This is a genomic window from Sorangium sp. So ce1335 (assembly GCF_051521615.1).
In the GTDB taxonomy this organism is placed as follows: domain Bacteria; phylum Myxococcota_A; class Polyangia; order Polyangiales; family Polyangiaceae; genus Sorangium.
Genome location: NZ_CP150363.1, coordinates 6,086,827 through 6,108,973, shown reverse-complemented (window position 1 = coordinate 6,108,973; position 22,147 = coordinate 6,086,827). Strand labels below are relative to the sequence as shown.

Here is a 22,147-nt window from a genome sequence, read left to right as displayed (position 1 = left end):
GCCGCGCAACAGGGCCTTGCCAGCGCGGAAGTTACGCTATGGTGGGCGGCCGTGACGAAGCCAGCCGTGCGCCTGCCCCCCTCGAGCGGCCCCGACGCCCGGCGATCCACCGCGCGCGCCGCCTGCGCCCTCGCGGCGGCCGTGCTCTGGGCCTCGCCGGCGCCGGCCGCGCAGGCGCCCCCGCAGCGAGCGTCGGTCGACCCGGCGCGGCCCGCGCCCGCGTCATCCGGCGCCGCGCAGCCATCGCCTGACGATGCGCCGCCCCATCCCGCCCCGTCGCCCGCGGCGGAGACCGAGGCACAGGAGAAGCGGCGCCGCATCGAGCGCGCCACCGCCCTGCACGACGAGGCGCAACGGCTCTACCAGAACGGCGAGTACCGCGCGGCGATCGCGAAGCTCGAGGCCGCTGTGGCGCTCGATCCCGAGGGGAAAGAGCTCATCTACAACCTGGCGGTCATCCACGAGAGGCTTGGGGAGATCGACAGGGCCGAGCGCTACTACGTTCGGTATCTCGAGATGGAGACGCTCCCGAAGGAGCGCGAGCAGGTCGCGGCGGTCCTCAAGCGGCTGAAGGGGGCGAAGCGGGAGCTCTCCAGCGCGCGCCAGCAGTCGGCCGCGTCCCCGGCGTCCGCCGGGGCCTCCGCGGCGCTGCCGATGCTGCCGCGGATGCCGATGCTGCCGCGCCGCTCCGTCGTGGCGACGAACCCGGGTCCCCCCACGCCCTGGCTCCTCGTCAGCGGCAGCGTCGCCGCCGGATCCCTCGTTGTCGGCGGCGTGTTCGGCGCGCTCGCCCTGGCGCGCGATCCCGGCCCCCGCGAGCGCACGGGCGGCGGCCTCTCCGTCGCCGATCTCCAGGCCGACGCGAACGCCGCCCACCGGTGCGCCATCGCCGCGGACGTGGCGCTGCTGGTCGCCGGGCTCTCCGGCATCACGGCGCTCTACCTGTACCTCTCCCCGCGCGTCCCCGCCGCGTCCCCGGGGGCCCCGCGCCCGGCCTCGGCTGCCGGCGCGCTCTCCGCGAGCCGGCGTCGCGGCGATGGCCCGCCCTCGCGCGGCGCGCGCGCGGGGCAGGCGGCGGCAGGGGTCAGCCTGTCGCTCGGCGCCGACGGCGCCCGGCTCCAGGTGCAGTTCTGATGGGCGTCGGCGCCGCGGGGCGGCGGCTTCTCTCGACGTTCGCTGCGCTCGCTGCGCTCGGCGTCGGGTGCGAGGTCCTCGTCGACGGCGAGCTCGACGCGGTGCTCTGCTCCGACGAGGGCGCGGTCGGGCCCCCGGCCTGCCCTCAGGGCACCCTCTGCCGGAACGGCGCCTGCATCGGGATGCCCCCCGAGCGCGCGCTGGGCGCGCCCTGCGCGACGCACGCCGACTGCGGGGCGCTCGACTTCTGCCTCGATCCCACGAAGCTCGGCGGCGAGGGGCCGAGCGTTTGCGCGCGCGCCTGCTGCAGCTCCAGCGACTGCGATCCCATCCGCGACGCCGTCTGCTGGGTCCCCGATCAGGGCGGGGGCGGCCTGTGCCGCGTCGGCCGGGACGTCGGCCGGCCCGAGGTGGGCACGGGGCGCACCGGTGGGGCGTGCACCGCGCACCGGGACTGCCGCTCTGGCATGTGCAGCGAGGGCGTCTGCATCGACACCTGCTGCTCGGACACGAGCTGCGCGGCGACCGGGGCGGTGTGCCGCCTGACGACAGGCGTCGTCTCGGCCGGGTCGGCCTGGGCGTGCCAGCCGCGCGACGGGACGGCCAGCCGCGGATACTTCGAGGCGTGCGTCGACCACGCGGAGTGCGCCTCCGGGCTCTGCGCCGAGGTCGAGCCGCTGGACGGCGGCCGGTGCACGATCCCGTGCTGTGCGTCGGACATGTGCCCGGCAGCCATCGGCGACGACGGCGAAGCGACGCACCTCGTCGGCTGCGGCGAGGTCGACCTCGTCGGCGAAAGCGCGACGGTCCGGGCCTGTACAAAGCTGCTCCAGGAAGAAAGCGTGTCCGCCGTCGGCGTCGCGTGCACCGAGGACGACGCGTGTCGGGGCGGCGTGTGCGTCATTGACCGTGGACAAACTCAGGGATTCTGTAGCGATGTTTGCTGCGGCGAGGCGTCGTGCGGCGATGTCGCGCGCTTCGGATGTCGTCCTCACGGGATCGGTTCGTCGTGGGCCTTGCGGTGTGAGCCCAAGTGACGGACGATCTCCCCCATCGCGGTGGTATCTCCTACAGCGGACGGCCAGCTCCCAGCCAGCGCACCTGGAACGCCCGGCGATCCCAGCCGGGCCATGGCGCTGATTTGCCCGCGATGTCACCACCTTGCGTCGGTCGCTCTGGACGCGACGAGCTCGTCCAGCCTGCCGCCTCCCCCCCCGAGCGAGGGCGGCTCCCGGGCCGGCGCTGGCGCGAGGCTGCCGCGCTGCCCTCACGACGGGCTGGCCCTCGTGGGCCGCGAGGCGCTCGCCGAGGCCGACGGCGACCCGTTCCTCGGGATCACGATCGCCGACCGGTTCGTGATCGTCGGCAAGCTCGGCGCCGGCTCGATGGGCACGGTCTACCGGGCCCGCCAGGAGGCGATGGGCCGGGACGTGGCCATCAAGATCCTCCGATCGGACCGGGCCTTCGACGCGCAGGCCAAGGCCCGCTTCACGCGCGAGGCGCGCGCGATGAGCCTCCTCCGCTCGCCGCACACGGTCACCGTCTTCGATTTCGGTGAGATCGTGGACGACTCGGCGGACCCGAGCTTCGGCCGAGGTCGCTCGGCGGGGCAGCAGAGCTCACCCGACGGCGCCGCGTGGAGCAGCGGCTCCCTCTACCTCGCGATGGAGCTCCTCGAGGGCGAGTCGCTCGGGCAGCGGCTCAAGCGGCTGCGGCGGCTTCGCGTCGGCGACGCCGTGCGCTTCGCGCGGCACGCGCTCCTGTCGCTGGCCGAGGCGCACGACAAGGGGATCATCCACAGGGACCTCAAGCCGGACAACCTGTTCCTGGCCAGGCCCCCGGCGGGCGAGCACGAGGAGATCTGCAAGGTGCTCGACTTCGGCATCGCGAAGGTGATGACCGGCCCCGAGCGACCGGTCGACGCCCTCGAGACCCAGGCCGGCACCGTCTTCGGCACGCCGCGGTACATGTCGCCGGAGCAGGCGCAGGGCAGGGCGCTCGACGCGCGGAGCGATCTCTACTCGCTCGGCGTGCTGCTCTATCAGATGCTCGTCGGGCGGCCGCCATTCATCGACGACGACGCCGTCGTCGTCATGGCGAGGCACATCAAGACGGCGCCCGTGCCCGCGACGGAGGCGGCGCCGGACGCCGGGATCCCGCCGTCGGTCTCGGAGCTCCTCCTGCGCGCGCTGGCCAAGCGGCCCGAGGACCGGCCCCGGAGCGCGCAGGAGTTCATCGCGGAGCTCGATCGCGCCATGGACGAGGCGAGGCCGAGCCTGAGCCGCGGGCGACCGAGCCGCCCTCCGCCGACCGAGGTCGGCGCGACGAGCGAGCTCCTCGCCGTCGTGGGTGACGGCGTCGACGCCTCGCACACGCCGAGCACGCTGCGCCCCGCGCCGCGGCGGCGCACCTCGCGCGTGGTCGTCGGGACGGTCGCGCTGTCCCTGATCGTGACGGCGTTCGCGGTGCGCGAGCTCCGCCGCCCTGCCGGCGACGGCGTGCGCAGGCTCGAGAAGGGCGTGGCGTACGAGGCGAGGGCGCTCGCGGAGGCGGTCGCGCGCGACGCCCCCGCGCGCGAGTCGACCGCCGTCGCGATGCCCGCCGCGACGGCGCCGCCGCCCGCGGCGCCGGGCCCGGCGAGCGCGATCAGCGCCACGCCCGAGCCGCCGGCGGCCGCCCCCTCCGCGCCGACGCCGAAGCGCAGGCCCCAGCCGTCGCGCAAGCCCTACGTGAAATTCGACTGATGGCGGCACGCGCGCGGCCGCGCAGCGCGCGATGGACGCGCGCAGCGCGGCTCGCTCTCCCGCGGCTCGCGACGAAAAGATCCGCGGCGCACGAACGCGAATTGCGCCGAGAGTCGCTGTACGAAGCGGAGGCGAACGTGTAACTTCGCCGCGCACCGATGGACCCCCGGGAGATGGAAACGCTCATCCAGCGCCTCGTCACGAATCCGCATGACGGGGAAGCCCTGGCGTATGCGCACCGAGCCGGGGAGCAGGACCCACGATCGTACGCGATGCTGCTCGAGCGCGTCGGCAGCTCCACGGCAGATCCGTCGTACGCGGCGCACTGGCTCAGCGAGGCCGCGAACGTGTGGTCGACGACGATCGGCGACGCGCACCACGCCGCGCGCACGCTCATGATCGCCATCGACAAGGACCCGACGCAGCGGACGGCGGCGGAGCGGCTGGCGCAGCTCTACCGCGACAAGGGCGATCAGAAGGCGCTCGCCGCGCTGCTCGAGCGGCTCGTGAAGGCGCTCACGCCGCTGCTCTTCGAGCGGCCCGAGGTGCGCGCGCAGCTCACGACCATGCACGAGGAGCTCGGCCGGCTGTGGAGCGAGCCGCCGCTCTCGCGGCCGGAGCGCGCCCTCGAGAACTGGCGCCGCCTCGCGGAGCTCGATCCGCACAACGTGTACGCCATCTACGCCGCGCGCGAGCTGCTGAAGGCGCAGCAGCAGTACGCCGAGGCGCTCCCCTACTTCGCGATGGAGCACGCGCTCATCGACGATGCGGATCGGCGGGTCGCCCTGTTTCGTGACGAGGCCGACATCCGGCGCCGCGCCGGCGACCTCGTGGGCTCCACGGTCGCGCTGCGGAACGCGCGCGTGTTCCTGCCGCACGACGTGGGGCTGATCCAGGCGCTCGGCGTCGCCATCGTCGACCGCATCGAGGCCGGCGAGCCGGTGCCGCAGCCGGAGCGCGACGAGGCCGCCGAGCTCTTCGTCGCGCTCGCGGAGATGTACGACGGGGATTACGGCTACTCGTACTCGGTGCACGCGCTCCGCGCGGCGCCGGGTCACGACCGCGCGATGCAGCTCGCCGATCACTACGCGAAGCAGCTCGGCCGCACCGCCGAGCTCCGCCCGCAGTACCTCGCCTACCTCCAGGTCAACCCGAACGGGTTCATGGCCGTCGAGGCGCGCAAGCGGGCGTCCGTGCTGCCGCCCCCGCCGCGGGTCCCGTCGGTGCCGCCGCCGCCCGTGAGCGGCGCCGCGGCCTCCGCGCGCGCGCCGTCCGCGCCGCCCGCCGCGGCGGCGCGCCACCCGTCGGCGCCGCCGGCCGTGGCGCCCGCGCCCGCGCCGCTGCCCTCCGGCGCCCTTGCGCCCGCGGCGTTTGCCGCGATCGCCGCGGAGCCGGCGGTGGCCGCGTTCGCGCCCGTCGCGGCGGTCGCCCCCTTGCCGGGCGCGGCGGTCGACGCGCCGGCGCCGAGCTCGGGCGCCGAGCCGAGCTCCGGCCCGGCGCAGGGCGCGCCAGGCTCCACGCCGGCTCCCGACACCCTCGGCAGCGCCACGGGGCCGGCCGCGCCGCCGCCGGGCGAGGAGCAGCAGGCCGAGCTCCGCAGGCCGCAGCCGCTCGCCAGGCTCCGCGAGGTGCTCAAGGCCGATCCGGCCAACCCGGACGCGCTCGCGCAGGTCGAGGAGCAGCTCCGGCAGAAGCGGAGCTTCGCCGAGCTGCGGGACGTCCTGCTCGCGGCCGCGCGCGTCCCCACGGCGCCCGTCGAGCGCAGGACGGCGCAGCTCCGCGAGGTCGCCGCGCTGTGCGAGTCGCAGCTCCGCGACGTCGACACGGCGGTGCAGGCCTGGCGGCTGCTCTCCGAGCTCGATCCCGGCGACGCGCAGGCGCAGGCCGAGCTGCGACGGCTGCTCGAGCGGAGCTCGCGCTGGGACGACCTCGCGGCGCTGCTCGAGCAGGAGGCCGCGGCCACGTACGACGTCGCGCAGAAGATCGAGATCGAGAAGAAGCTGGTCTCGCTCCACGAGCAGCAGCGCCGCGACCCGATCGCGGCCGCGGAGGCGTGGGTGCGCGTCGCGACCCTGTCGCCCGAGGACGGCACGGCGATCCAGGCCGCGGTCAAGCTCTTCGAGCGGGGCGAGCGGTTCGATCTCGCGGCGCAGGTCCTCTCCGACGCGGCCGTCCGCTTCCAGGACAAGCTCACCCGCGCGCCGCTCCTCCAGAAGCTCGGCGAGCTCCGGATGAGGCTCGGGGAGCCGGGCGCCGCGGGCGACGCGTTCAGCCAGGCGGCCGAGCTCGTCCGTCAGCCCAGGCTGTGGGAGCATGCGGAGAAGGCCTACATCGCCGCGGGGCGGCTCGTCGAGGCGGCGAGGGCGCTCTGCGAGCGGGCGCTGCTCGTCGACGGCAAGGCGCGCCCGGCGCTCTTCGTCGAGGCCGCGGAGCTGCTCCTCGCCGCGGGTGACGTCGAGGGCGCGCTCGACCGGGTCGCGCGCGCGATCGAGATCGATCCGGTGGCCGAGGCCGCCGCCCCTGCCGTCGAGGACCTCTACCGGCGCACCCACCGGCTGCCCGAGCTCGCGCGGTTCTTGCTGGCCCGGGCCGAGCTGCTCGGGGACCGGGCGGAGCGCGTCGCGGCCCGGCGCGCGGCGGCCGTGGTGCAGCGCGAGCTCGGCGATCGCGACGGCGAGCGCGCGACGCTCTCGCTCCTCCTCTCCGACGGCGAGGACGCCGAGGCCCTCGCGCGGCTCGCCGAGGACGCCAGCGAGCGCGGCGATCACCAGCTGGGCGCGGAGCTCCTCCGGCGGCTCAGCGCGCTCACGGACAGCCACCCCGGCAAGATCTCGATCGCCCTTCGCGAGGCGCGCATGCTCGCGGAGGGCTCCGGCGACCTCGACGCGGCGATCGCCCGCTTCGAGGCGATCGTGGCCGACCTGGATCCGCAGAACCGGATCGCGCTCCGGGCGATCGCCGCGCTGGAGGAGCAGCGCGGCAACCTGAGGGGCGTCGCCGGCGCGCTCGAGCGCGAGCTCGCGCTCGTGCAGGGCGCCGAGCAGATCGAGATCGCGCAGCGGCTCGCGGCCCTCTACGAGGGGCCGCTCGACGACCCGCACGGCGCCGTCAGGGCGCTCGAGGTCGTCCACGCCGCCGAGCCCGACGATCTCGACGCGGTGGCGAGGCTCCAGCGGCTCGCCGAGCGGCTGAACGACTGGCCGAAGGTCGCGCGCCACCTGGCGCTCCTGATCGAGGTGGAGGGCGACGAGGACGAGGCGTCCAAGATGACCCGTCGCCTCGCCGAGATCCTGGACCAGACGCTCGGCAGGAGCGACGAGGCGATGGCCCTCCTGGAGAAGCTCGCCGACCAGGGCGACGAGCCGTGCCGGGAGGCGTACGTCGCGCTCGGCGACCGGCTCGGCTGGAAGGGGATCGTCGCGACCAAGCTCGTCGCCTGGAACGAGTCGATCGCGCGCGCGGGGCGCGACGTCGCGCTGCGCGGCGCCTTCGAGCGCTTCGTGGAGGTCGGCCGCCACGTCGACGCCGCGCGCGTCGCGATGGAGCTCGCGCGCTCGCGCACCGCCGACGCCGGCCTCGGGGAGAAGCTCGAGGCCATCGCGGTGGAGCTCAAGGATCGCGAGGCGCTCACCGTGGCGCACGAGCTCCTCGCGCGGGATCTCGCGGGCCCGGCGCGCGCGGCCGAGCTCGTGCGGCAGGCCGAGGTCCGCGTCTCCGTGGGCGTCGATCCGCTGGAGGCCGTCCACCACGGCGAGGGCGCGCTGGCCAGCGTGCCGACCCCCGACGTCGAGCCGCTGCTCGTGCGGCTCGCGGCGCTCGCCGACGCGCCGAGCCTCATCATCGATCTGTTCGAGCGCCAGGTGAGCCGGTGCCGCACCCCGGCCGATCGCCTCGCGGCGCTCGCCCGCGCCGCCGAGATCGCCTGCGAGCGCGGCGCCATCGACCGGGCGCGGAGCTTCTTCGAGCTGGCGCTCGGCGGCGGCGTCCAGGAGGAGACGATCGCCATCCTCGAGCGGGTGGCGCGGGAGGGCGACGAGCGCTCCCGGTCGACAGCGCTGCGCTCGATCCTCGCCGAGGCGCTCGCCGCCGGCGGCCACGGCTCCCGCGACGGCGGCCGCACCCGGGCGGCGCTGCTCCGCCGCGCGGCCACGATCGCCTACCAGGATCTCGGCGACGTCGACCGCGCCTTCGCCTTGCTCGGCGACGCCGTGCTCGCGCACGTCGACGACGCCTCGCTCGACGCGCTCGAGGCCCTCGGGCGCGAGGTGGGCGATCTGCACCGCGTGGGCGCGACGCTGAACCGCGCGCTCGACGAGGTGTTCGACGGCCCGCTCGTGCGCAAGCTGATCCAGCGCCGGGCCCGGCTGCGGCGCGACGTGCTCGGCGACCGGCAGGGCGCAGCGGCCGATCTGAAGAAGCTGCACGACCTGGCGCCCTCGGACCTGGACGTGGTGAACGAGCTGAGTGGCCTGCTCCAGGAGCTCGGCGACCACCGCGGCATGATCCAGCTCTACGAGGACCAGATCCTCCGGGGCCGCGATCCGGCGCAGCGGGCGGAGCTCGCGCGCAAGGTGGCGCGCATCTGGGAGGAGGAGCTCGGCGAGGCGCGCGAGGCGGCGGACGCCTGGCGCCGCGTCCTCCGCATGAAGGCGGGCGATCCGGACGCGACAGCGGGGCTCGAGCGGGCGAAGACGGGCAAGCTCAAGCGCACCCCGCCGCCGCCCGTGCTGCCCACCAGGCCGCCGGGCCTGCCGTTGACCGAGCCGCCGCTGGCGCCCCGGATGCCCGGTCTCGAGACGCTCGGCGCCGAGGCGGCGGCCACGGTGGCCGCTGCCGCCGCCGTGGCCGTGGTGGCGAACGCCGACGGGGGCTCCGGGGTCGATGCCGCCGCCGAGGCGCTGCCGGAAGAGCCCGCCGGCCTCACCGGCGCGCAGGCGCCGCAGCCCGAGCCGGAGCAACAGGCCGAGGTGTACGGCGACGCGCCGTACGACGCCGCCGGGGCCGAGGCGGGCGTCGCCCATGGCGCAGCGCCGGCGTCCGGGCAGGACCTTCCTCCCGACGGCGCCGAGCTCGCTGCGCCGGCCGAGCTCGCCGGCGAGCAGGTCGCCCCGGCGCAGCCGTCGGACCTCGACGGCCACGCAGCGCTGCCGCAGCCCGCGGACTTCGCGCTCGCGCCGCCGGTCGACGCACCTGCGGCGCCGCCGCCGTCCTCCTCCGACGAGGTCGACGTCGACGCCGACGTGGAGGACGTGGAGTTCGTCGACGACGAGCCGGGGGCTGCCTAGCACCTCGGGTCAGACATCCCGCCTGGGCTCTACCTCGCGAGCGGAGATCCCGACGCAGAGACGCCGAGAACGCAAAGACGCAGAAATGCTCGGATCTGTTCTCTTTTTTGTGCCTTTGCGCCTTTGCGCCGTTGCGTTGAAATCTCTCTCCGGACCCCCGGCGGGGCTCCTGGGGCTTCCAGCGCGTCGCCCTTGCGTTGAGCAGGCGACCGTGGCGTGCCACCGGGAGATCGCGCGTCACGGAGGCACGGGGGAGACATGCCCCCGCTGATCCTCCCCCCGGCCCTCCGGCCGGGCGACACCGTCGCCGTCATCGCCCCTTCCAGCCCGTTCGAGCACGTCCTTGCGTGGGTCGGTCTCGGCTGGCTCGCCCAGCGCTACCGCGTGCTCTTCGACACGGGCGGCGGTCCTCCGCTCGCCGGCGACTCCCGCGGTTGCGGGGCGCCGTCGCTGTCGGCGCCGTCCAGCCGTGGGATGTTCGCGCGGAATGGCTACCTGGCCGGCAACGACGCGCGGCGGCGGGACGAGCTCGTCCGCGCGCTCTCGCACCCCGACGTGCGCGCCATCTTCGCGGCCCGCGGCGGCTACGGCGCGAACCGGTTCGTCCACGGGCTCGACTGGACCGTCCTCGCCAGGCACCCCCGCTGGATCGTCGGCTTCTCCGACATCACCGCCCTCCACGTCGAGGCCGCGCGCGCCGGGGTCGCGTCGCTCCACGGCGCCCACGTCGCCGCGCTCGGCCGCGGCGACGCCCGCGCCCGCGCCGCGCTGATCCGCGCCCTCGAGGACCCGGTGGGCGAGCGCCATTTCGGCGGCCTGACAGCGCTGCGCGCCGGCGCCGCCGAGGGGCCGCTCTTCGGCGGCAACCTGGCCCTGCTCCACGCCTGCGCCGCGGCCGGCCGCCTCCGGGTGCCGGAGGGGTGCGTCCTCCTGCTCGAGGACGTCACCGAGCGGCCGTACCGCATCGATCGCATGCTCACGACGCTGGAGGTCGGCGGCCACCTCGCCCCGGCCGCGGCCGTGGTCCTCGGCGATTTCGAGCAGTGCACGCCGGGCCCGGACGGCGTCACGGTGGACGAGGTCCTCCGCGACAGGCTGCTCCCGCTGGGCGTCCCCGTCGTCGCGGGGCTGCCGATCGGCCACGGCCTTCGCAACGAGCCCGCCATCCTCGGCGGCCGCGCGCGCGTCCTCTCGTCGGGTGCCGGCGCTGCGGTCACGCTCGCGGGCGCCTGAGCGCCCGGTCGCCACGAGCGCGCCCGCGCAGCTCCCGCGCGGCGGTCACCGCGATCGCGGTCACGCGATCACCAGAAGATGCTCTTTCGCTCCTTCAGCCCGCGGTTCAGCATCGACTGGATCCGCCCCTTCACGAGGGCGACCTTCTCCTGGATCACCGCGTCGTCGTCGTCGGGGTCGCCGCGGAACGTCATCGGCTCGCCGAAGTAGATCCGGTACTTCGTCGGCAGCGGGAGCTGGCCGCCGGGGAGCAGGAGCTGCGGGATGACGGGGAACGTCGGCATCCCGAGCGCCTTCGAGACCGACTCGAGGTTGCCGAGCGAGATGTATTGCTCCTCGCCCCCGATGACGGCGATCGGCACGATCGGCGTGTCGGTCTCGAGCGCGAGCCGCATGAACCCGAGCCCGAAATCGAGGAGCTGGTAGCGGCTCGAGAACCCCTTCGAGATCCCGCGCGTCCCCTCCGGGAACACGAGGATCGCGGCGCCCATGTCGAGCAGCCGCCGCGCGTTCTCGGGCACGCCCACCACCTGGCCCACGCGCGAGAAGAACGTCGCCACGAACGGCAGCGTCTGCGTCCACTTCTCGACCATGCTCCGCATCACGCGCGGCGGCTCCGCGTCGAGGAACAGCGAGGCCGCGATGAGCATGCCGTCGAACGGGAGCTGGCCCGAGTGGTTGGCGACGAGCAGCACGCGCCCGGTGGGGACGCGATCGATGCCGAACACCTCGGTCCGGAAATAGAAGCGATGAAAGAACGCGGCCACCCCGACCGCGTACTTCGCCCACTCGCGGTCGAGCCCGAACGGATCGACCCCGTCCGCGGCCTGCGGGAGCGCGACCCGGCGCAGCCGATCCTCGAAGTCCTGGCCGAGCAGCCGGATCGTGGCGTCGTCGAGCGTGCCGCGCACGCTGTCGGCCCCGAGGCGCGCGAGCGGCAGCGCGGTGTGCGTGGCGAAGTGGCTCAGCCTGGCGAGCGCGTTTTTGCCGGCCATGGGCGCGGGACGATACCAAAAGTCGCGTGCGCCTGCACCGCAGGAAGGGCTTGACCACGGGCCGCCCGAAAGCGACCGTCGAGCCGATGAGCGAACGCACGCCCGGCCGAGGCCGCCGCCCCGTCGCAGACTCCGATCCGTCCCTCCGGCCCATCCTCATCACCGGCATCTGCGGCCGCCTCGGGCGGCGTCTCGCGCGGCGCCTGCACCGCGAGCAGCGCGTGATCGGCGTCGATCGGCGCAGCTTCGAGGGGCGCCCCAGGGACATCGAGCACCACCAGATCGACATCCGCCGCAAGAAGACCCAGGACATCTTCCGCCAGGAGCAGCTCGCCGCGGTCGTCCACCTCGGGGTCATGCACGACCCTCGGGTGAGCCAGATGGAGCACCACAGCTGGAACCTCGCGGGCTTCCAGCGGCTCCTCGAGTACGTCGCGCAGTACGACGTGCCCAAGCTCATCGTGCTGTCGAGCGCCAACGCCTACGGCCCGCGCCCCGACAACCCGCAGTTCCTCACCGAGGACGCGCCGCTGCTCGGCGGCGCCTCGTTCAGCGAGATCCGCGACCTCATCGAGGTCGACATGCTCGCGCAGTCGTTCTTCTGGAAGCACCCGCAGACCGAGACGGTCATCCTCCGGCCCGTCCACATCCTCGGCTCCGTGCGGAACGCGCCGTCCAACTACCTCCGGCTCAACGTGATCCCGACGCTCCTCGGCTTCGACCCGATGGTGCAGGTCATCCACCAGGACGACGTTGTCTCCGCGATCGTCGCCGCGCTCCGGCCCGGCGTGCGCGGGATCTTCAACCTCGCGGGGCCGCCGCCGCTGCCGCTCTCGCGCGTCATCGAGATGACGGGGCGGACGCGCGCGACGATCCCGCACTTCGTCATGCAGACGATCATCCCGCGGCTGTGGCGCTTCAGGGCGACGTCGTTCCCGGCCCCCGAGCTCGATCACATCCGCTACGTCTGCATGGTCGACGACCGGCGCGCGCGCGAGATCCTCGGCTACACGCACGAGCACGACATCCAGGAGACCGTGCAGGCGGTCGACGACATCACCTGAGGCGCGCGCCATGAAGCGATCGACGCGGATCGAGCGGCTCGCCGAGTATTACGAGGACTTCGCGCCCGATTACGTCTCCACGTGGAAGGACATCCAGCACTACGAGAAGCCCGTCCGCGCCTTCCTGCGCGAGGTCGTCACCGAGGGGGCGCGCGTGCTCGACGCGGGCTGCGGCCCGGGCCACCTCACCCGCGCGCTCCCGCCGTCCGTCGAGGTCGTGGGCTTCGACATCGCCGAGGCCATGCTCGAGATCGCGCGCAAGAAGCGGCCGCACGGGGCCTTTCACCGGCACGACTACCACCTGCCGATCCCGCGCTCGTGGGGGCGCTTCGACGTCGCCCTCGCGCTCGGCACGCTCGAGTTCTGCGACGACCTCGCGCTCGTCCTCACGAACCTCGCCGGCGCCCTGCGGGCCGGCGGCCGGATGCTCGTGAGCATCGTCGAGCGGAGGCCGCACGTCAGGCTCCACGAGCGCGCCGCGCGCTCGCTCTCCCGCGTCGATCTCACCGGCGTGAGCATGTATCTTTACACCTTCGCCGAGCAGACGGACGCCATCCAGCGCGCGGGCCTGCTGCCGCGCAGCTACCGGCTCCACCCGGGCTGGCGACACACCGAGTACGACGTCGACGTGCTCTACGCGCTCTGGGATCTCGAGGCCCCGCGCAGCAGCCGTTGACGCGTCGAGGGATGCGCCGAGGACGGCGCGCGAGGCTTTTCGCGCCGCGCCGTCCGGGGTAGAGGAGATCGACGATGCGATGGAAGTGAAGCTCGGGGGCACCTTCCTGACCTGCGCCATGGGGCCGTTGCACCACGCGGGCGCGTGCATCCAGGGCCGCATGGTGCCGGAGGGGCTCCGCGAGCTCGCGCCCGAGGGGCTCCTCGGCGGCTTCCAGCGCGGCGTCGATCAGGCGGCGAAGCTCGCGGGCGTCCGCAGGGAGGACGTCGAGCGCCTCCTGCCGATGCAGGAGGTGCGCGAGGCGATCGAGCGGCTCGGCGAGAGCCAGTCCGAGGCCGTCGTCGCCTGGGACGTCTACGCGGGGCGCATCGGCGGCCTCCTCGAGGGCGTCGCCGAGGTGACGAACCACGGGCAGGCCCCCGACGTGAGCCAGTGCCTCGAGCGGCTCGCGAACAAGGTGCGGCGCGATCCCCCGTTCGCGGAGCCGCTCCAGATGCTCGCCGAGGACATCGCCCACTGGCAGGCGACGATCGGCCGCTGCCGCAAGCAGCTCGACGAGAGCGGCGGCGGCGCGCTCGCCAAGGCGTACCGCCGCCGGCAGATCCGCAGGATCGCCACGATCGCGGCCTCGGGCCTCGTCATCGTCGCGGCGCTGTCGGTGATCGTGCGGGTCCGGACGGCGCGCGCGCGGGTCGACGCCGTCCTCGCGCGCCCCGAGGTGTGCGCCGTCCGCGAGCTCGCGCAGGACGACCTCGGGCGAGCGACGGGCGAGCAGCAGCAGCGCGTCGCCGCGCGGGCCGAGGAGTGCGCCGCGGTCGAGGCGCGCGAGGCGCGCGAGCGCGAGGCGCGCGAGCGCGCCGAGGAGAAGGCGCGCGAGGAGCAGCGGCTGCGCGCGGAGCGCGACGAGCGATGCGCCGCGCTCGCCGTGCGGTTCAAGGCGGGGGCGTTCTCGCAGGGGGACGGCGCGCTCGCCGGCGTGCCCGACGATCTGCTCCGGCGGATCGCGGGGCGGAGGCTCACCGCCGCCGACGTGGGGCCGAGCGGCCCCGCCCTCCCGTGCGACGGCGCGCGCGGCGGCGACGAGCTGCGCGCGGCCTTCGTGGACGCCCTCGTCGCGTCGGCGTGGGCGTGGGTGCCGTCGGCGGACCCCGGCCCGAGGCTCGGCGAGCTGCTCGCGGCGCGCCGCGCGGAGCTGCCGCCGCGCGCGCGGACGATGCTGTCGGTCCGTACCGCGCAGGAGACGAAGCGGGCCATCGTCTCGGGCGATCCGGCCGCGCTCGGGCGGGCGTCGCGCCTGTGCGCGCTCACGGCCGCGCTCGAGATCGCGAGCGGCCCCGCCTGCGGGGCCCTGGCGAGGCTCTCCATCAAGCCGTCGCCCTGAACATGGGGGAGCGGCTGTCCCGGGCGCCGCGCCACGCGCTGCGCCCGGGAGGCCGTGTCTACTTGAGGGCGGGGACCTTGTCCGAGTCGAGCACGCAGACGAGCATCACGGGATCGCACTTCACCTTCAGATCCTCGGAGATGCCGGAGGCCCAGGGGAGGAAGTAAGGCGGCTCCGGATCCGGGGTGTTGTCGCAGAGCTTGTCCTCGGGCTCGCCCGTCGCGACGACCTCCATCACCGGCTCTCCGGTCTCCTCATCCACCACCGGCTCGTCGGTCTCGGGATCCACCATCTGCTGCTCGACGAGCTTCTCGCAGCCGACCTGGGGCCAGAGCCCGACGACCCTGTACTTCGCGGTGCAGGTGCCCTCGGTGTACGTGAGATCGGCCTGGAACGTGTTTCCGAGGTTCGCGGCCGTCACGTACACTTCCAGGTTGCTCCACTCGTACTTGAGCGAGCGCCCGTCGGCGGGCTCGCCGCCGCCGTCGGCCCCGCCGTCGGCCTCGCCGCCGGCCCCGCCAGCGCCGCCGTCGGCCCCGCCGTCGCCGCCGCCGGCCCCGCCGTCACCGCCGCCGGCCCCGCCGTCGCCGCCACCGGCTCCACCGGTGCCGCCGCCGGCCCCGCCGTCGCCGCCGCCGGCCCCGCCGTCGCCGCCGCCGGCCCCGCCGTCGCCGCCGCCGGCCCCGCCGTCGCCGCCGCCAGCCCCGCCGTCGCCGCCGCCGGCTCCACCGGTGCCGCCGCCGCCCTCGCCGCCGCCGCCCTCGCCGTCGGGCGGCGGCGGGACGAGCATCACCTCGGCAGGCGATAGCGTCGTGGCCCTGCAGATGTCGTTGCCGTCCGGCTCGATCGACTCGAACGTTCCGAGCGCGTAGTCCTTACGATCAGGGCTCTCCGCGATCGTCTCGCCGTTGGCCGTCCACTCCGTGCGATCCGTCTGGATCGCGACGAGCTTCGTGTTCCTGTCGGGATAGCCTCCCGAGTTCGGGTTGTACACCTGCAGCCCCACCGTCAACCCCTGGATCTGGCCGCAGGGCTTGTCGGCGTCCTCGTCTTGCACGAAGAACTTCGTGGCGAACGGGTAGACGGCGGCGTTGCCGACGGTGCATTCGGGCTTGGGTTGCGAGCAGCCGGGCGACGCGGCCGCCGCGACCGCGGCGACCCCCGCCAACCAACCAAGCAATCGGATCTTCATTGCCTGTTTCCTTTCGCGAGCGCGCCGCGCCTAGAACGTGACCCTCGCGCCGAAGCGGAACTGCCGGGGCGGCTGGTACTTCGTCGGGTTGCCGAAGTTCGGGTTCTTGTCGACATCCTTGTTGAACGGCTGGCCGTCGAGCGTCGTCAGGCAGGTCGCGCCTCCCGGCCCCTCCAGATCCTCGACCCCCTTGTCGCGGCACCCGCGCACATTGACGTACTGCCGGGTGTAGCGCTGATCCACCTGGGTATACGACTGGAAGTTGAAGATGTTGAAGACGTCCATCGTGACGGTGAGATCGCTGTCCTTCGAGAGCTTCACCGAGTAGCCGATGCGGCCGTCGATGTTGTGGACCCACGGGAGCCGCGTGCCGGAGCCGCGCGGGAGGATGAAGGCCTCGTCCGCGCCGTAGAGCGGGTGCGCGCCCCAGAAGTCCGTGGGGCCGCCGGAGCGGGACCGGTAGGTGAGGCCAGCGTCGAGGATCATGTCGTTCCGGATCGGGAACGACTTCGCCCCGTAGACCTTGAACTCGTGCCGGCTGTCGCCCGGCAGGTAGCCGTCGCGGTTGTCGAGCAGCGAGGTCAGGTCGAAGTCCGAGGTGATGTTCGGGTCGAGCTGGTCGGTCTCCGGGCGGAAGAGGCCCGCGTAGTTGCCGCGCAGGAACGAGAGCGTGTAGCTCACCTGGGCGAGCCACAGGTCGGCGAACGCCTTCTGGAAATAGAGCGTCACGGCGTCGTAGTCGCGCCTCGCCTCGGGGAAGTCCTTCGCGATGCCCTTGCCGGGGTTGCCGATGAAGTACGTGCTCCCCTCGTCGCGGCTCATGTCCTCGATGACGTTGCTCATCCAGCGCTTCGTGTACAGCGCCCCGATCCGCCCGTTCTCGATGATCTCGTACTCGCCGCCGAGCACGATCTCATCCGAGGACTGCGGGCTGATGTCCGGGTCCACCGGCGTCTTGCCGGTGCCGGTCGGCGTCCAGACGGTGTTCGGATCGTAGCTCGCGGCACCCTGCCCCTGCTCCGCCGCGAGCTGGGCGCCCTCGATCCGGTTCTCGTCGCTCTGGCATTGCCCCGGGCCGTTGCCGAGCGCGTCCTCCAGGTCGGTCGGGTCGCACCCGGTCGCGTCGCCGTTGACCGCCGCCCTGTGGAACGCCCGGACCTGGCGCTCGTCGCCGAAGGCGCGGTCGACGAGGTCGAGCGGCACGCTCTCGTAGTAGCGCGCGTAGTTCGCGAAGATCTTGGACTTGCCCTGCTGCGTGATGTCGTAGACGGCCCCGATGCGCGGCGACCACTGGTTCGGCAGCGCCATGCCGAGCTTGCCGTTGTCGTCGAACAGGTACTGGGCGTCGTAGCGGACGCCGACGTTCAGCGTCACCTTGTCGAGGATGCTCCAGCTATCCTGGACGAAGGCGCCGATCGTCGTCGAGAGCGACGACACCTCGGTCTTGGGCTGGATGACGTAGTCGCTGACCTCCGGGCCCGTCAGGAAGCCGAGCTGCCGGGCGTCCTCCCAGTAGAGGCCGTTCGAGCCCTCCACGTAGGTGACGAGCCCCGGGTACGCCTTCTCGTGGTTGTACATCATGACCTCGCCGTCGATGCCGCCCTTGACGACGTGATGGCCGAGGCCCTCGAAGATGCTGGTCACCATCGCCTTGAGCTGGAGGCGATCCTGCGTCGCGTCCTCGACGAAGTTGGGGCCGCCCTCCACGTACTGGCGCACCTGGCACGGGATCCGGCGGACCATGACGGGCTCGCCGTCCTCGAAGAGCAGGTTCCCTTGCTCGTCTCGAGCCTGCACGTCGCTCGGGCGGCACATCTCCATCGCCTCGGCCGAGAGCGCCTCGAACTCGTTGATCGAGTGCCGCGGCCCGGTCCTCGTCCAGATCACGTTGGGCACGCCCGCGAGCCCGCTCCTCGAGCCGATCTCCGAGCCGTCCGGCGGCAGCCGCGCGTTGCGCTGGTGGTGCCAGCCGAGCGTCGCGTCGAGCAGCAGGGTCTTGTTGTTGAACGCCGACGACCACTTCAGCGCGACGTCGGTCGACGACGACACGAACTTGAGCGCGAGCCCGTTGTACGTGCCGACGAGGTTGGGGATATCCATGATGCCGGCCTGCGGATCGTACGAGTACGCGCCCTGGCCGCCCGAGGTGGAGGGCGCACCGTAGACCGACAGCGCGAGGCTGTGGTCCGGGCTGACCTGGTAGGTCAGCTTGCCGAGGTACTGGATCGTCTGCTCCTCGCCGCGGAAGTAGCGCGTCGAGCCCGGGAGGGGATCGGCGATGGTGAACCCCGTCTCCGGGTCCGTCTCGGGGGTCGGGCTGTCGCCCACGTACCGCGTCGCGAACAGGGTGCGCTTCCGCTCCAGGCTCGAGAACGCGAGGTCGACGCCGCCGTAGAACCAGAGCTTGTCCTTCAGGATCGGGCCGCCGACCTCGAAGCCGTAGTCGCGGATGGCGAGGATGCTGTCGTCGGTCTGGATCGTCTCGCCCTGACGGCGCACCTTCGTGCCCTCGGCCTCGAGGAACCCGGGGACGACGTTGAAGAAGACCGAGCCGTGGAACTCGTTGCCGCCGCTCTTCGTCACGACGTCGAGCACGCCGCCGGTCGCGCGGCCGAACTCGGGCATGTACCCGCCGCTCACCACGTTGACCTCTTTGATGAACTCCATCGTGAGCGGCGTGCCGACGATCCCGTACGCGGGATCATTCACGGATAGTCCGTCGATCACGTACTGATTCTCGGGCGACGACGTACCCGCGATCGACGTGCCGAACTCATCGCTCCTCGCGCCGGGGGTGACCGCGGCGATCGACTCGAACGAGCGCGACGCCGTGCCCTTCCCGCCGGGGGGCGCCACGGCGATGCGCCGCGTGAAGTCCTGTGAAATATTCTGGCCGATGGTGCTCGACCCGACATCGACGGTGGGCGCGCGGCCCACGACGACGATCTCCTCCGCCTTGAGCGCCTCGGGGAGGAGCTCGACGTTCACGCGGATGGTCGTGCCGCTGCGGATCGTGATCCCGCCGCGCGCGTACGGCTTGTACGACTCCTTCTCCAGGCGCAGTGTGTAGTCGCCCGGCGGCAGGTTCGGGATACGGTACTGGCCGGTGCCGTCGGTGACGACGAGCTGCTCGCCCTGCAGGGCCGGCGATGTCGCCGTCACGACCACATCGGCCACCGGCGCCTTGCTCGAGGCGTCGGTCACCCGCCCGAGGAGAACGCTGTTGCCCGTCTGCGCGAACGCCGGGAACGCGGTCAACAAAGTCATGGCGACCAGCAGCGTCGCCGCCCACAGCCTCAACGGCGCACGTAGTAAGCGCGCTCCGTGTTTCATCCTCTTTTCGAGAAACTTCACGGAATTCCCTCCAGAAGTGTAGGGCCCTCGAGTCCCTTGTTACCCTAGACAGGAATCGCGCGAGACAATAGACTTTTTTGTAGTACTCGCTCGCTTGTACACTCCGGGTAGGCGCCGCGCGCTCCCATACGGCGCCGCGCCACGTCGATCGGCTCGAGTTCTAGGAGTTACGACCCCTCATGTTCGACTCGGTACTAGGTCGTGCCACCGCCACCCAGGGGCGCCTCGGGACGGGCGCAGTGCTGTCCATCGTCGCGCACGCCGCGATCGCGGGCGCCCTCCTCTGGCAGGCCACGCGCCCTCAGGCCGAGAAGCCGAAGGACGTCGAGGTCACCTTCTTCGCCGCGCCGCCGCCGCCCCCTCCGCCTCCGCCGCCGCCTCCACCGCCGGCCGGCGGCGCGAAGCCTCAACAGCCGAAGGTGGAGCAGCCCATCGAGAAGCCGAAGCCTGTCAAGACCCCTGACACCATCTACGACATGCCGGAGAAGCCCAAGGCCAAGGAGCCTGAGCCGGAGCCGGCCAAGGAAGAGGCGCCGGCCCAGCCCGGTGGCGTCGAGGGGGGCCAGGAGGGGGGCGTTCAAGGAGGGACGGTCGGCGGCCAGGTCGGTGGGCAGATCGGGGGTCAGCTCGGAGGCCAGCTCGGCGGTCAGCTCGGCAGCACGGCGCCGCCGCAGAACGTGGTCTTGCCGTTCGGCGCCGGGATGAGCCGGCCGACGATGGTCTCGGGGCGAGACCCGCAGTACACGCGCGAGGCGCTCGCCGCGCGTGTCGAGGGACTCGCGATTGTCAAGTGCGTCATCAAGATCGACGGCGCGCTGACCAATTGCCGGATGGTCAAATCGTTACCGCACATGGACCGGGCGATCCTCGATGCCCTCTCGGCGCGCCGGTACACGCCGGTGATGTACCAGGGGCGCCCGGTCTCGGTGGATTACGTGTTCAACATCCGGCTCAAGCTCCCTTGACCGCCGGGCGTGCGGGTGTTGTTGCGCGGGTGGGGCGCGTAGTAGAGAGGGGAACGGGGTAGGTCCGCTCTTCGGTACTGTCGAGTTCGCTGCGGCGTCGAGAGGCGCTGTTTCAGCATAGCTAAAAACATCACGACACCATGGAGCGCCAGGAGGCGCGAGCGAGACGATGCAATTCACGTTGATTGAGCTCTGGGGCCACATGGGCCTCTTCGCGAGGCTGGTCGTCCTGGTGCTGGCCCTCATGTCGGTCTCGTCCCTGGTCATCTTCGGCGAGCGCCTCGTCGTGTCGCTCAAGTCGCGCGCCGCCTCCCGGGCGTTCGCGGAGAAGGTGGGCCCGCTGCTCGCCCGGGGCGACTTCGAGGACGCCCGCGCCGCCGCCAGGCCGAAGGCCGAGATCGGCTACCTCGGGCGCGTCATCGGCGCGGGGCTCGCGGCGTACGCGTCGAGCGCCCCCGGCCGGCTCCCGGCCCACGGGCACGAGCGCGACGGCGTGTTCGAGTCGGTCTCGCGGGCGCTCGAGCGGCAGGCGCAGCGCGAGGTGCTCAGCCTCAAGCGCGGCTACGGGCTCCTCGCCACGGTCGGCTCCACGGCGCCGTTCGTCGGCCTCCTCGGGACGGTCATGGGTATCGTGACGGCCTTCCAGCAGATGGCCGCCTCCGGCTCGGGCGGCCTCGGCACCGTCTCGGCGGGCATCGCGGAGGCGCTCGTCACAACCGCGTTCGGCCTGCTCGTCGCGATCCCGGCCGTCATGGCGTACAACTACCTCCAGGGCTGGGTCGACGCCCGGGCGATCGACATCTCGGAGTCGTCGAACGAGTTCCTCGATATCGTGGCGAAGCGCCTCGACGGCCGCCTCGCGCCGGCCTCGGAAGAGGCCGCTTGAACGGGCCCGTGAGAGGCCGCTCGTCCGGGCGTCGAAGGACGTCGCCTGGCCCGGCTTCGAACAATGCCGTTGTCGCTGTCCCGGCCTCCGAAGAGGCCGTTGTCGCTGTCCGGGCCTCGGAAGAGGCCGTTGTCGCTGTCCGGGCCTCGGAAGAGGCCGCTGATGATGTCCCGGCCTCGGAAGCGGCCGGTGGTGCCGTCCCGGCCTCGGAGAGGCCGGTGATGAATAGAGAGCCCGCGCGATACGGCGCCTGGCTGGTCGCGGCGCGCGGCGCGCGTCGCCGCGCGTCCCAGCGAGGCGCGGCGACGCGCTCAGCCGGAAGCGAGCGTCCCTGATGGGAATGGCCGTCGGCCCGCAGAAGGGCCCCAAGAGCGAGATCAACGTCACGCCGCTCGTCGACGTCGTCCTCGTCCTGCTCATCATCTTCATGGTCGTCACGCCGATGCTCCAGCGCGGCAAGGACGTGAAGCTGCCGCAGGCCGCGAAGGTGGACGAGGAGAAGAAGGAAGTGGATCCGCTGATCCTCTCCGTCACGCTGGAGAAGACGGTGTGGGTCGAGAACGACCAGTATGACGACGCCGGGCTCTCCGAGCGCCTCGCGCGCGAGTTCGCCGCGCAGCCGGGGCGCAAGGTGCTCGTCAAGGGCGACCATCGCCTCTCGTTCGGCGACGTGCGCAAGGTCATGGAGACGGCGCGCAAGGCGGGCGCGAAGAGCGTCTCGCTGGCGGTCGAGGAGCTGAAGGGGAGATAGCGGCGATGAGCGCGCGCGCGAAGAAGAAGTTCGTCATCAAGCCGGCGGTGCCGCTGAACTCCGACATCAACGTGACGCCGCTCGTCGACGTCGTGCTGGTGCTCCTCATCATCTTCATGGTCGTGACGCCGCTGCTCGAGAAGGACATCGGCGTGCGCGTCCCCGACACCGAGCAGGTCACGGAGAACACCCCGCCGCCCCCCGACCAGCTCGTCGTCCGGGTGAACGCGCAGGGCGAGGTCCAGGTCAACGACGAGAAGGTCGAGCGCGCCGATCTCGCGGCCAGGCTCCGGCCGATCCTCGAGCGCCAGAGCAGGCCGCAGGACAGGATCGTCTTCATCGTCGCCGACGACGGCGCCGGCTACGGGACGGTCGTGGAGGTGCTCGACAGCGCGAAGGCGGCCGGCGCGCAGACGCTCGGCATGATGACCGAGCTCCCCGAGGCGCCGCCGACGACGCCGTGAGCGCGGCGCGGCCGCCGCGCGCG

At 72.9% G+C, this 22,147-nt stretch carries 15 protein-coding genes; 12 read left to right on the top strand and 3 right to left on the bottom strand.

What is annotated here, in order from left to right:
* Window positions 1-51: 51 nt before the first annotated feature.
* The 5 genes from WMF24_RS22545 (at window position 52) to WMF24_RS22525 (ending at window position 10,396) form a co-directional block, all read left to right on the top strand.
* Window positions 52-1,134, top strand: coding sequence for a tetratricopeptide repeat protein (locus tag WMF24_RS22545; protein ID WP_437738495.1), 1,083 nt, complete (start codon window positions 52-54; stop codon window positions 1,132-1,134).
* Window positions 1,134-2,171: a hypothetical protein gene (locus tag WMF24_RS22540; protein ID WP_437738494.1), complete on the top strand. Its 1,038-nt coding sequence runs from the start codon at window positions 1,134-1,136 to the stop codon at window positions 2,169-2,171. The genes WMF24_RS22545 and WMF24_RS22540 overlap by 1 nt, the downstream gene beginning before the upstream one ends.
* 249 nt (window positions 2,172-2,420) lie before the next feature.
* Entirely contained in the window at window positions 2,421-3,878 is a 1,458-nt protein-coding gene (locus tag WMF24_RS22535; protein ID WP_437738493.1) for a serine/threonine-protein kinase, read from the top strand.
* A 173-nt stretch (window positions 3,879-4,051) separates the two neighbouring features.
* Window positions 4,052-9,163, top strand: coding sequence for a hypothetical protein (locus tag WMF24_RS22530; protein ID WP_437738492.1), 5,112 nt, complete (start codon window positions 4,052-4,054; stop codon window positions 9,161-9,163).
* A 258-nt stretch (window positions 9,164-9,421) separates the two neighbouring features.
* A complete protein-coding gene (locus tag WMF24_RS22525; protein WP_437738491.1) occupies window positions 9,422-10,396 on the top strand; it encodes a S66 peptidase family protein in 975 nt (324 codons plus the stop codon).
* 68 nt (window positions 10,397-10,464) lie between these two features.
* On the opposite strand, the gene WMF24_RS22520 is transcribed toward WMF24_RS22525, so the two are convergent.
* The gene (locus tag WMF24_RS22520; protein WP_437738490.1) at window positions 10,465-11,391 is read right to left on the bottom strand and encodes a lysophospholipid acyltransferase family protein; all 927 of its coding nucleotides are present in this window, start codon (window positions 11,389-11,391) and stop codon (window positions 10,465-10,467) included.
* An 86-nt stretch (window positions 11,392-11,477) separates the two neighbouring features.
* Between WMF24_RS22520 and WMF24_RS22515 the strand changes: the two genes are divergently transcribed.
* The 3 genes from WMF24_RS22515 to WMF24_RS22505 all read left to right on the top strand — a co-directional run bounded on the left by WMF24_RS22515 (window position 11,478) and on the right by WMF24_RS22505 (window position 14,512).
* The gene (locus WMF24_RS22515) at window positions 11,478-12,455 is read left to right on the top strand and encodes an NAD-dependent epimerase/dehydratase family protein (RefSeq protein WP_437738489.1); all 978 of its coding nucleotides are present in this window, start codon (window positions 11,478-11,480) and stop codon (window positions 12,453-12,455) included.
* 10 nt (window positions 12,456-12,465) lie between these two features.
* Window positions 12,466-13,131: a class I SAM-dependent DNA methyltransferase gene (locus WMF24_RS22510; RefSeq protein ID WP_437738488.1), complete on the top strand. Its 666-nt coding sequence runs from the start codon at window positions 12,466-12,468 to the stop codon at window positions 13,129-13,131.
* Window positions 13,132-13,210: 79 nt separating this feature from the next.
* On the top strand, window positions 13,211-14,512 hold the full coding sequence (locus WMF24_RS22505; RefSeq protein ID WP_437738487.1) for a hypothetical protein: 1,302 nt from the start codon (window positions 13,211-13,213) through the stop codon (window positions 14,510-14,512).
* 58 nt (window positions 14,513-14,570) lie between these two features.
* On the opposite strand, the gene WMF24_RS22500 is transcribed toward WMF24_RS22505, so the two are convergent.
* Window positions 14,571-15,704: a hypothetical protein gene (locus tag WMF24_RS22500; RefSeq protein ID WP_437738486.1), complete on the bottom strand. Its 1,134-nt coding sequence runs from the start codon at window positions 15,702-15,704 to the stop codon at window positions 14,571-14,573.
* Between the two features lie 30 nt (window positions 15,705-15,734).
* Entirely contained in the window at window positions 15,735-18,971 is a 3,237-nt protein-coding gene (locus tag WMF24_RS22495) for a TonB-dependent receptor (RefSeq protein WP_437738839.1), read from the bottom strand.
* Between the two features lie 266 nt (window positions 18,972-19,237).
* Between WMF24_RS22495 and WMF24_RS22490 the strand changes: the two genes are divergently transcribed.
* The 4 genes from WMF24_RS22490 (at window position 19,238) to WMF24_RS22475 (ending at window position 22,124) form a co-directional block, all read left to right on the top strand.
* Window positions 19,238-20,023 (top strand): energy transducer TonB, encoded by a 786-nt coding sequence (locus WMF24_RS22490; RefSeq protein ID WP_437738485.1) that lies wholly within the window; start codon window positions 19,238-19,240, stop codon window positions 20,021-20,023.
* Window positions 20,024-20,192: 169 nt separating this feature from the next.
* The gene (locus WMF24_RS22485) at window positions 20,193-20,909 is read left to right on the top strand and encodes a MotA/TolQ/ExbB proton channel family protein (protein WP_437738484.1); all 717 of its coding nucleotides are present in this window, start codon (window positions 20,193-20,195) and stop codon (window positions 20,907-20,909) included.
* 334 nt (window positions 20,910-21,243) lie between these two features.
* Window positions 21,244-21,660: an ExbD/TolR family protein gene (locus tag WMF24_RS22480; RefSeq protein WP_437738483.1), complete on the top strand. Its 417-nt coding sequence runs from the start codon at window positions 21,244-21,246 to the stop codon at window positions 21,658-21,660.
* A 5-nt stretch (window positions 21,661-21,665) separates the two neighbouring features.
* On the top strand, window positions 21,666-22,124 hold the full coding sequence (locus WMF24_RS22475; RefSeq protein ID WP_437738482.1) for an ExbD/TolR family protein: 459 nt from the start codon (window positions 21,666-21,668) through the stop codon (window positions 22,122-22,124).
* Window positions 22,125-22,147: the final 23 nt, after the last annotated feature.